The 9794-nt window shown below is 62.1% G+C and carries 10 protein-coding genes; 3 read left to right on the top strand and 7 right to left on the bottom strand.

Translation table 11 applies throughout. The annotated features are described in order from the left end of the window. Positions 1 to 106 precede the first annotated feature (106 nt). Positions 107 to 937: a 3-keto-5-aminohexanoate cleavage protein gene (locus tag ACGLHR_RS37465; protein WP_400100370.1), complete on the top strand. Its 831-nt coding sequence runs from the start codon at positions 107 to 109 to the stop codon at positions 935 to 937. A gap of 229 nt (positions 938 to 1166) precedes the next feature. Here the strand turns inward: ACGLHR_RS37465 and ACGLHR_RS37460 are convergent, their stop codons facing one another. The 3 genes from ACGLHR_RS37460 to ACGLHR_RS37450 all read right to left on the bottom strand — a co-directional run bounded on the left by ACGLHR_RS37460 (position 1167) and on the right by ACGLHR_RS37450 (position 3619). After that, positions 1167 to 2273 carry a poly(3-hydroxybutyrate) depolymerase gene (locus tag ACGLHR_RS37460; RefSeq protein ID WP_400100368.1) on the bottom strand — a complete coding sequence of 369 codons (1107 nt, stop codon included), beginning with the start codon at positions 2271 to 2273 and terminating at the stop codon, positions 1167 to 1169. 289 nt (positions 2274 to 2562) lie between these two features. After that, positions 2563 to 3300 (bottom strand): hypothetical protein, encoded by a 738-nt coding sequence (locus tag ACGLHR_RS37455; RefSeq protein ID WP_400100366.1) that lies wholly within the window; start codon positions 3298 to 3300, stop codon positions 2563 to 2565. Between the two features lie 37 nt (positions 3301 to 3337). Further along, positions 3338 to 3619, bottom strand: a complete 282-nt coding sequence (locus ACGLHR_RS37450) for a DUF3303 domain-containing protein (RefSeq protein ID WP_400100364.1) — start codon at positions 3617 to 3619, stop codon at positions 3338 to 3340. 340 nt (positions 3620 to 3959) lie between these two features. Between ACGLHR_RS37450 and ACGLHR_RS37445 the strand changes: the two genes are divergently transcribed. Next, positions 3960 to 4706 carry a hypothetical protein gene (locus ACGLHR_RS37445; RefSeq protein ID WP_400100362.1) on the top strand — a complete coding sequence of 249 codons (747 nt, stop codon included), beginning with the start codon at positions 3960 to 3962 and terminating at the stop codon, positions 4704 to 4706. Positions 4707 to 4838: 132 nt separating this feature from the next. Here ACGLHR_RS37445 and ACGLHR_RS37440 read toward each other — a convergent pair whose 3' ends face one another. Beyond that, positions 4839 to 7028 (bottom strand): penicillin-binding protein 1A, encoded by a 2190-nt coding sequence (locus tag ACGLHR_RS37440; RefSeq protein WP_400100360.1) that lies wholly within the window; start codon positions 7026 to 7028, stop codon positions 4839 to 4841. Between ACGLHR_RS37440 and ACGLHR_RS37435 the strand changes: the two genes are divergently transcribed. After that, positions 7007 to 7426 carry a hypothetical protein gene (locus ACGLHR_RS37435; RefSeq protein ID WP_400100372.1) on the top strand — a complete coding sequence of 140 codons (420 nt, stop codon included), beginning with the start codon at positions 7007 to 7009 and terminating at the stop codon, positions 7424 to 7426. The two genes, ACGLHR_RS37440 and ACGLHR_RS37435, sit on opposite strands and share 22 nt — an antisense overlap. 42 nt (positions 7427 to 7468) lie before the next feature. Here ACGLHR_RS37435 and ACGLHR_RS37430 read toward each other — a convergent pair whose 3' ends face one another. From ACGLHR_RS37430 to ACGLHR_RS37420, 3 genes are all read right to left on the bottom strand, one after another. Then, complete coding sequence (locus tag ACGLHR_RS37430) at positions 7469 to 8359, bottom strand: GntR family transcriptional regulator (protein ID WP_400100358.1); 891 nt, start codon at positions 8357 to 8359, stop codon at positions 7469 to 7471. Positions 8360 to 8608: 249 nt separating this feature from the next. Beyond that, on the bottom strand, positions 8609 to 8911 hold the full coding sequence (locus tag ACGLHR_RS37425; RefSeq protein ID WP_318235537.1) for a hypothetical protein: 303 nt from the start codon (positions 8909 to 8911) through the stop codon (positions 8609 to 8611). Between the two features lie 444 nt (positions 8912 to 9355). Beyond that, the gene (locus ACGLHR_RS37420; RefSeq protein ID WP_150990685.1) at positions 9356 to 9598 is read right to left on the bottom strand and encodes a hypothetical protein; all 243 of its coding nucleotides are present in this window, start codon (positions 9596 to 9598) and stop codon (positions 9356 to 9358) included. Positions 9599 to 9794 lie beyond the last annotated feature (196 nt).

Below are 9794 nucleotides of genomic sequence, written 5' to 3'. Positions count from 1 at the left end.
CGCACTGCTTGCCCGCCTTGAACGGTGCCCGTGCTGCGGTCGGAAAACCGAGTAGTTGTTAACACAGTAGTACTAGGTGCCGTACGCTCCCATCTGGAGATTCATCATGAACAATCCATGCATCATTTCCGTGGCAATCACAGGTTCATTGCCGCGCAAGAAGGACAACCCCGCCGTGCCAATCACGGTCAGCGAGCAAGTGGAATCGACGCAGGCCGCGTTCGAAGCTGGTGCCACGCTTGTACATCTGCATGTACGCAATGACGACGAAACGCCCTCGTCGGATCCCGATCGCTTTGCCCGTGTGCTGGAAGGCATCCGCAAGTACGCACCCGGCATGATCACCCAGGTGTCCACGGGAGGCCGCTCCGGGGCGGGCAGGGAGCGGGGGGCGATGCTTCACCTGGCGCCCGACATGGCGTCGCTGGCGACCGGCTCCGTCAACTTTCCGACCCGCGTCTACGACAATCCGCCCGATCTTGTCGACTGGCTAGCCGCGGAAATGAAGGCTTACGGCATCAAGCCAGAAGTCGAGGCGTTCGACCTGTCCATGATCTTTCAGGCGGTGGCCATGCAGAAGGCCGGCAAGATCGACGGCCCCCTGCATATCCAGTTTGTCATGGGCATCAAGAACGCCATGCCTGTGGATCGCGAGGTGCTCGAGTTCTACGCGCGCACGCTGCATCGTCTTGCGCCCGATGCCACCTGGACCGGAGCAGGTATCGGCCGCGACCAGCTCACGATGGCACGCTGGTCACTCGAACTTGGCGGACATTGCCGTACCGGGCTTGAGGACAACGTGCGCTTGGACAAAGATACGCTGGCACCGTCCAATGCCGCGCTGGTATCTCAAGTCGCAGGTCTTTGCGCGGAATTTGGGCGCCCCGTGGCAACGGTAACGCAGGCTCGCGCGCTTTTAAGCCTTCCATCCAAATAGCCCTGCCCGCCTTGTCCGCCTTAGCGCTCAGCGTTATCGCCCCTACGGGATCATAGACGACCGCGCAGTTCCGCGCCGGCTACTCGACTTTTCCGGCTAGCGTGGTGCCGACGAAGGCTGACAACAGCCATGAGGAGGCCGTCCGCGCCCCTATCCGCCAAAGCGTCGGCTATCGACGCGCCGGAGGGGCTCGTGCCCCCGTAGATGCAGACGGAAGAAATCCAGGGCGCTAGTGGCCGTGGCCTGATGTTAGCCGATCAATCATGGCACGAATGGCGCGCATCTGAAACCCCTTGTTATCGGCAAAGTGTTCATTGGTGAACCCCCACCAGTCCCAGCATCCATTCGGATTATCGTTAGGAATGGAGATGGCCTGGGGAAAAAGGACCACAATCTGGTTGCTCTCAGCCCACCGGGCATAGCCAGTGTGCTTGACAAAGGTCGTTCCGTTGAAGAGCCCACCGCCTGGTGGCGGCGTCAGGGGTAAATAGTCTTGCCCCTGCTTGCATCCGTGCAGCACAATGTGCAGCCGACAACGCGCGCCATTCCTGCAGCTATCTGGCATGTAGACCCAGCCAGTGCTATCCATGCCATTGCGCCAAAGTAAGCCGTTAAGTCCTTCTCTAGGAATGAAGGGGCTCTGGTCGAATTGGATGTACTTCCTCTCAAGGTCGCGGTCTTCGACCGCCGGCTTCAGGGAAGTGGGGCCATAGATCCAGCTCAGGATCTCCTTCGCGCCGTCAAAGCCGCACCTCCCAATGAACGGCGACTCCGAGACACCACAGGCCCCGCCGAAACTCACTGTCGGCATGGTATGACCGGCATTTTTTTGTACGAAACGCAAAAGGTTTGCCTGTGGCAATCCAGCGGCGCTGTAGAACTCCTCCAGTTGCTTCACCACCATCGGCGGCACTGTGTGATCTTCGCGCCCGACGAAAGTCATCACGCGCTGGTGGGCGATGTTTGCCGGATCGTCGATAAGATGGTTGGCGAAGAACGATTGCGTGGTTGAAATCAGTCCAGGCACATCGGTACTCGCGGCCGTGACCGCACACGATAAAGCGGGTTCGGCAGTGCACGAGCATTTGGTGGTAGCGGTAACCCTGCTTCCCTGCGAACAGTAGTATGGGCCGGCCGCAACGATGCCTGCTCCCTTGATGATGGACGAGTACGCGACCGCAAGCTGCACCGCCATGAATCCGCCCGAGGATATGCCCGAGACCGAAGTTTCCTTGATGTCGATATTCAGCGCCGGCAGGTCTCGGATAGGATCGGCAAAGCTGTTAAACGACGCCGCACTCAAGGCGAGTACGGCGGCTTGCAGAAGAAACCTCATCGCACACCTCCGGCTGTACAGCGGCTCAGGGCGGGCATCCTCGTCGTAAGCGGGCGAGTCGAAGGTTCCCTGGCGCGGCGTCGAAGTATTGTAGTCGTGCCGTGCGACGCAGGACACGGATCTGTCGCAATAAGCGATCGGTTGAATAGCGCATCCTGCCGGGCGCCATCGCATTAATGCACATGGTCGCCAAGGGCCAGGCGCATCAGGAAGACGTGGCGTTTCGTCGAGGTGGCCACATGAAGCGATGCTTGATCAAAACGACCTCTCAGGCCGGCCGGCGCATCGCTCATGGCGCGCTAGCGGCGGTGTTCGTCGATGAAACGGCGTGGCCAAGAGACAGATAACTCCGGTGCAATAGCGATTCGATGCTCGCCCAATCGGCGTCGGTGACGCTGCCTGCGCCTTCTCGATCGTCGCGAAGGAGCATCGCCTGCGCGCGCAACCGCCCGTGCTCCAGTGTTGAGTTCGCGGACACCATGTACAGCGATGCCGCAGCTTCGGCGCACGCGCTGGCCAACGCGCCGGGCGCATAGCGTTCACGCTGCCGGTGCACGATCCACCATTCCAGTTCGAGCGTGGCGGTGCGCGCGACATCGAAGTCGCGGTTGCCCGTGTTGCGGATCAGGCTGAAGTAGGTTTGCAGTGCGGGCAACGCTTTAGCGTAATCGCTGCGCTCCTTGCCTTCCTTGAACGTGAATGCGGCCGATGCGCCGTAGTAAGCGCCGACGTACGACCTTAGCCACGGCAGGCGATACTGCGTGCGCAGAGTCTGCGCCAGTTCAAGAAAGAGCGGGACGTGTTGGCGGTCATAGTATGAGCGCCACATCCTCGTTTCGAGTGTCCCCGTCGCAATCGGATCGAAGCGGCTGAGGTCACGATGCAACGGCCAGAAGAGATCAGCAGTGGCATAGCCGATCAGCACAACGAGCAAGGCCAGGATCGTCCGTCGCCAGCGGCCCGGCCCGGCTGCGAAAATCGCGCGGCGCCGCAGGTCGTGGTTGCGAGCGCGCCCGGTTGTGTTCATGTCGAATAGTGTCGATGTCGAATGTGCGTTGAGCAATTTACTTCACGACGCGCCCAAAGACCTCGCCCAGCTCGGCGTCATCAAGCACGGGCGTGATCTCCAGCTCCATCAGATCGCTCCACTGATAGGCGAACTCGGTGAGTTTCTGCATATCGTCTGTTTCAAGCAGATCAAACCCTGCCCCCAGATCGGCGCGGGTCCACCTGCCCACCAACCGGACGCCATCAGGCGGGAGCCCGCCGCTGCGCTGAAAGCGCGCGATCGCTTCGGCTCGCTGTTGGGTATCCGGCGCCCAGTGGAAGGTCATCATGAATTTCATGGTTTGTCTCCTAGCGGTGGCATGTCCACCTGCTTCATTTATACGCTTGATTGCTGCATGCGGATGCAATCGCGTGTGTGCGCTGCAACGTAGCCTTGCCACAGGGACCAGATCGGGACCACGGCTTACATCCGCCCGGAAACCAGCGGCAATTCGGTTCGCAAGCATCGCCTCCGAGTGGCGTCTGCGCATTGCCGTTCCTGGCCGGACTTATGACCGCTCTCCAGGACATCCGTGCGCGGACGCATTGCCGGTCCGGGTAAAGTCGAGATGTGTCGCGGTGGCTTTAGGCGAATGGCTTTCTGTGCTCTGCCGACACAGTTTTCTGGGGGGACGCGTCGTGGATGAACGGCGAGTCATTATCGGGGCTATTGGCGGCGCCAATCAGAAAGTAGCGGCGCAAGAGTTCGGCCGTGCCGTTGCCCAAGCGGGATGCATCCTGCTTACCGGAGGTGGCGACCGGGACGACGGTGAGGTTAAGAACGCAACCGTTCAAGGCGCGCTCGCGGCACAGGACACATCTGCAGTGGCGCGTGCGGTAGGCGTCCTGCCGGCTGAGCGCGTTGACTGGGAATGGCCTTCCTCGTCTCATTTGCTCCTGCACACAGGGGCTCCTCATAACGTGCGCAACGTGATAAATGGGGTCACACCTGACGTCCTGGTCGTCTTCGGCGGGAGCCGGGGCACGCTAGCAGAGATGGGCTTCGCGGCCGCCGCAGGCAAGAAGCTTTTCTTCTACGGCGGCCATGAAGGGGGCGCCGTCGCTCGTCTGCGCAAGAATCTGGCGAGGTACTTTGGTGCCGGCTGCAGCGGCAACCACACTGATCTCTATCTTCGCCAGCCGATTGCCGCCTTTCCTGGGGCATGGGCGCAGTCATGGACGGCAGAGGACATGACTGCACTAATCGAGAGCACTCTCAAGACAGCCAGTGACTGGCAAGGCAGTGTCCAGGATCTGGTGCAATGCTGCGTGAATCATGTCTGCGAAGCGGGACCGCTGGGGGAAACGGAGTTTCCCGGGTTACCAGGATGCCCGGGCGCCAGGCAACGCTTTGAGACAGCCATCCGTCAGATCTCCGCGGCGTAGCAGCGGAACAGCGGAACAGCGGAACAGCGGAACAGCGGAGAACGTTGACATACCGACTATGGACCGGCTCGGATTGCGATGAGGCGTCGGCGGATCCGGCGAATGCAAATGTCGCGTCCGCCAGCGCCGACATCAGAACCTCCAGAAGAGGAAGCGTCGATGCCGTCGCTCATGAACCGTGCGAGGAGGCCGGGCCTCGGGGCCTAGCTGCGCGTCCGGATCGATGACTCTCGCGCGCAGCGCCATGTCGTAGAACGCGCCCACCATCGGCAGGGCGCTGTGCGCGCCCTCGCCCCAATAGTTGCCGAGCGTCACACGTCCATCGTCGAAACCCACCCACGCGCCCGCGACCAGTTGCGCATGCATCAGGATGAACCAGCTATCCGTGTTGTCCTGCGTCGTGCCCGTCTTGCCGGCCACGTCGGCGCGAATCCCGAAGCGCGTCCGGATGCCCGCGCCGGTGCCCCGGCCAACTACGTCGCGCATCACGTCGACGAGCGTTTGCGCTGCGCCGGCGGGCAGCGCCTGTTCCGGCGATGCGCTCGCGAATTCGGCGAGCACCTTGCCGTCGTGATCCTCGATGCGCGTGACCATGCGCGGTTCGATATAGGCGCCCCGGTTCGCGATCGTGGTGTATGCCGAGACCATTTCCTTGAGCGTAACCGGACTCGTGCCGAGCGCGAGCGACGGCACCGCTTCGAGCGGACTCGCGCGCACACCCATTGCGTACGCGAGCCGTGCGACCTTCTCGGGGCGTTCCTTTTGCATGAGCTGAGCGGTGACGCGGTTGCGCGAATACACTAGCGCGTCGCGCAGCGTCATCGGTCGGCCAGTGGGCGGTTCCGCGTCGGTAGGCCGCCAGATCGCATGCCCTGTCAGTGGAATGGCGACGTTCCGGTCTACGATCGTATCGCTCGGCCGCGCGCCGTCCGCGAAGGCCGCGCCGTAGACGAACGGCTTGAACGTCGAACCCGGCTGACGCCGGGCCTGCTGCACGTGATCGAACGGTTCGTCACTGAAGTCGCGGCTGCCGACCCATGCCTTGATATCTCCGTTGCGCGGATCGATCGCGACAAAACCCGCCTGGATCTGCGTCTTGCTCCGGCAGAGCGCGCGGACGAACGTGGGGTTCGTGCCGAGCTTCCTGAGCGCGGCCTGATCCGATTGGCCAGCATCGCGTGCGGCGCGGTAGTCGGGCGTCTGCCGGATGAATGTCCGGAACAGCTCGTTGCCCGGCCAGCAGCCCGTGCGTTCGTTCCATGCGCCGTTCGCGATCCATTGCAACTGGTTCGTCTGCCAGTCCATCGCCTGCGTCGCCATTGCCTGCAGACGCGAATCGATGGTCGTGCGCACGACCAGCCCGTCGGTATAGATGTTGTAGCCGTTGCGATCGGCCCATGCGATCAGCCACTTGCGCAATTGCGCTGAAAAATGCGGCGCGGCGCCCGGTGGCGCGGTCTGCAACTCGAAATCGACGTTGAGCGGTTGTCGCTTCGACCAAATGTAGGCATCGGGCTTGAGCTTCCCGTACTTGTTCATCTGCCCGAGCACTGTGTTTCGCCGCTGCAACGCGCGCTCGGGATTGAGCACAGGGTTGTAGGCGCTGTTGGCCTTCAACATGCCGACGAGCGTCGCGCTCTCAAGAACGTCAAGCTGACCGGCCGATTTGCCGAAGTAGGTGCGCGCGGCCATTTCCACGCCATAGGCGTTGTACAGAAACGGCACCGTGTTCAGGTACGTCTCGAGGATCTGATCCTTGCTGTACACGGCTTCGATTTTGAACGCCGTGATCGCTTCCCTGAGCTTGCGCGTGAGGGTCGGCGCGCGGCCGATTTCGTCGGGATACAGGTTGCGCGCGAGCTGCTGCGTGATCGTCGAGCCACCTTGCCGGTCGCCGGAGAACGTATGCAGCGCCGCCGACGCGGTGCGCTTCCAGTCGATGCCATGATGCTCGTAGAAGCGGCGGTCTTCGGTCGCGATCAATGCATCCACCATGTACGGCGAGATCTGCCTGAGCGACACCCACTCGCGATTGACCGGTTTGAACTCCTGGAGCAGTTTGCCGTCGGCCGACACGATCAACGCTGGCCGATCAACGCGGGCTTTGCGGATGTCGCCGATGCCCGGCGTAAACGGCACGAGCGCCAGCACGTACAGCAGGAAGAGCGCTGGCAATGCGGCGAGCGTCAGCGCGATGCCGCGTCGCGTCGGGTGGCGAAGGCGGCGCAGCGCGCTGTTGAAAACGAGTCCGGTTATCGTGCTGCCGGCGGCGGCCAGCGGTTGCACGCGGGCGAGCCAGCGTGCGCAATGCTCACAAAACAACGATGCATATCGGCGATTCACAGTGGCGGGGCGCTGGCGGAAAGAGCGGGATCGTACCAAAGCGGAAGGACGCTTCAGTTCTCAAAGCAGGGCTGCGGCGCGCGGCATTAACAGAAGATTACATTTGTTTCGTGTGGGCAATGATCTTCGTGCAGATGGCTCACCAGCATGAAGGATCGTTCCTAACATCCACGCCGCGCGAGCGTGCTTCCAGCAGCGCCTTCGCTACAGGTGCGAAAATTAAGGGTGTAGGCGGAGACGCGGATCGATTGCTTGGTCGAACCGATAACCTTGAGCACGAGATCCAGCGCGCCTGCGTCGGCGGAAAAGGCGGCTTCGATATCGGTCGAAGCGGTAGCAATTTCAACAGAATCCGGCCACTGCAGCCATTCACCTGATGTCGCGGCTTGGCAGACGTCGCGGCAGTAGCGCAGAGGTGCTTAACTCGACTTCAGCGTGAACGCCAACAGCAGCACATTCACGATGAGCAAGCCATAGAGGATCGCCATGCCTGCGGAAATGGCCCGACGCCGTTCATGTTTCGGCGAAGCGCGCCGATCGCGCTTGCGTTTCCACAGCCAGGCCGTGCCGATGCCGAAGGCGGCGAAGCCTGTGAGCAAGCCTGGCAACACCACGGCGCCTGAGTCTGGCTTGGGCGGGGCTTGCTCGGTTGCGATCGAGGTTGGCGAGGCCTGGAACGCGGCAGCTGCCGGCGGTGTCGGTGTCGATGTCGATGTCGATGTCGATGTCGATGTCGGTGTCGGTGTCGGTGTCGGTGTCGGTGTCGGTGTCTGTGTCTGTGTCGGCTCGCTCGCTTGCGGGCTCTCTTGCATGGCAGTCAATTGAGTGGGCGTCGCCCGATCCTCCGCAGGAGGTGTTGGCTCCTGCTTTGGCGGGACGGGCGCCGCAACGGTCGTGCGTGGCGGGACGGCGGGCCGTACAGGCCTGTTGCGGGCAGCATCCCGCCAACGCCACCATTCATGGAACAGGCCATCAAGACAGCGCACGGAGCCGCAGGCATCCCGTTTGCTGCGCCAGGCGCTGACGTCAGCCTCGTTGGTGACGCCGCTGCGCAGCAGCCTCTGCTGTTCGGCATAGATGCGCTCGTAGCGCATCGAAAGCTCCGCGTTGTCGCAGACCAGGTGCTTGTTGCGCGGGCGCTCGCCGGTGGCCAGCGCACATCTCATCCCGTTGCCGTGTGGATCTTCGCAGCGGACCGATCCCGCGCCGAGCGCTGACTTGCAGTCGATGTCGGACGCCTGCGCCCCGTGGGCGGCAGACAGACCCAGGACAACGAGCACGGCCAGGTGTCCTATGACCCTGTTCATCATGGCTCCTCATCGAAGCGGCCACGTCGGCCTTGAGGTTCAACATAGTCGATGGCCGCATGGGGCTGCAAGCGCGCGGTTGGCAACGCGTGTGGTAGTGCACTTTCTTCGGCGCCGCCAAGTTAAGATGCGCGCCTTCCTTCTCCTGCAAGGCTCATGGGCAAGGTCCTGCCCTCCCCTGCGGAAACCGAATACGCTCGGTTCGTTGTCCGCGTCACGTCACCCGGATACGCTCGAAGTGCCGTATCAATGTCACGGCCCGCGCATCCCATCGCCGGCCTCCTCGTTATCATCGAGCGCGGCCAACTCACTCAGCACCAGCGTTTCATGCGCAAGCACGGTCGCCAGCGAAAGCAGATGGCTCTGTGTCTCTTCGGTGATGTTGCAGAAGGTGCCGCCGGCAGCGTTCTCGACAGCCACCGAAAGCAGCGCGTTGAGTTGCGCGGTTTTTTCGGCGGCGAGGCTTAGCGGGCTTTCGGAATGGGCGTGGGCCGTAAGGAAGGTGTCGCGCCCGGCGCGTTGGGCGGTGATGTTGTAGTGCGGGTACTTATGCATCGGGCGCCCTCCGCTGAGAGGCGCGCAGTCGTACGCAGATGACAGGTAGCTTGGAAGAAGCGATTTGCCCGGAATGGGCGAGCGAAGACTGGGGCATGGGTGTGCCTCCTTATCACGTGGATTGGAGACCGCTCCTCGCTGCTAACCGGGGTGGGCCGGGGCAAGGCGGGGTTGACAGCCGGAAAGAATGAACCGGTGAGCTCGAAGGCTCCCCCGCCCAGGCCCGCCCAGAGGGACGCGCAAAGGCACGACGGACAAATACCACATAGTGGCCCATGTCCGCGTTCTTAACAGGCTGTCAAACCCTGTCGCTGCGGTTGCAACGACCCGCGCAGTATAACGACGCAAAGTACGCCCCAACCGACCCGCCACAAAAAGTCACACTGTTGCGCCATCAGCCGGCAAAAAGCACCAAATGAACGCTTTTCGGCCTTTAACCGCAGCCTACGCCAGCCGTTTCGCCAGCTCCGCACCGTGGGCAAAACCCGCCGTCTCCGCCGCGTCAGCCGTTGGGAAAAGGTCCGTCACCTTGGACGATTCCAGCAAAGTCCCGGCGGCCCGGATGTTCGTGCCCGGGCGGCAGACCCGAACCGTGTATTCCCAGACAGTGGGCGTTCTCGGCCGCACCTGCACTTGTACTTCATGGGTCTCGAAAACCCGCTTCTTCCACGCGTATTCTTTGATCATGGCTGTCCCCGGCATTATTGGTGAACGCAACCTCGCCAGGCCAACGCTACTGCTTCAAGCGTGCATCGCAAGCGCCATGGCGCTTGCGGGCTACCGTTGCGTTCCAACTGCCATCGTATCAAACCAGGCCATGTTTGCTCATCTCGTGCAATCCCGGCTTGCATTTTTGCGGATTTCGCAGCACATGGCGGGGCAA

Source organism: Cupriavidus sp. CuC1 (genome assembly GCF_044627735.1).
GTDB classification, from domain to species: Bacteria; Pseudomonadota; Gammaproteobacteria; order Burkholderiales; family Burkholderiaceae; genus Cupriavidus; species Cupriavidus ulmosensis.
Note: the sequence above shows the minus strand (reverse complement) of the source record. Positions and strands in the feature narration are given on the sequence as shown.

Excerpts from the sequence above, each read along its gene's own strand:
- ACGLHR_RS37460 (WP_400100368.1), bottom strand. The coding sequence starts at position 2,273 with ATGAGGTTTCTTCTGCAAGCCGCCGTACTCGCCTTGAGTGCGGCGTCG.
- ACGLHR_RS37450 (WP_400100364.1), bottom strand. The coding sequence starts at position 3,619 with ATGAAATTCATGATGACCTTCCACTGGGCGCCGGATACCCAACAGCGA.
- ACGLHR_RS37430 (WP_400100358.1), bottom strand. The coding sequence starts at position 8,359 with ATGATGAACAGGGTCATAGGACACCTGGCCGTGCTCGTTGTCCTGGGT.
- ACGLHR_RS37455 (WP_400100366.1), bottom strand. The coding sequence starts at position 3,300 with ATGAACACAACCGGGCGCGCTCGCAACCACGACCTGCGGCGCCGCGCG.
- ACGLHR_RS37420 (WP_150990685.1), bottom strand. The coding sequence starts at position 9,598 with ATGATCAAAGAATACGCGTGGAAGAAGCGGGTTTTCGAGACCCATGAA.
- ACGLHR_RS37465 (WP_400100370.1), top strand. The coding sequence starts at position 107 with ATGAACAATCCATGCATCATTTCCGTGGCAATCACAGGTTCATTGCCG.
- ACGLHR_RS37425 (WP_318235537.1), bottom strand. The coding sequence starts at position 8,911 with ATGCATAAGTACCCGCACTACAACATCACCGCCCAACGCGCCGGGCGC.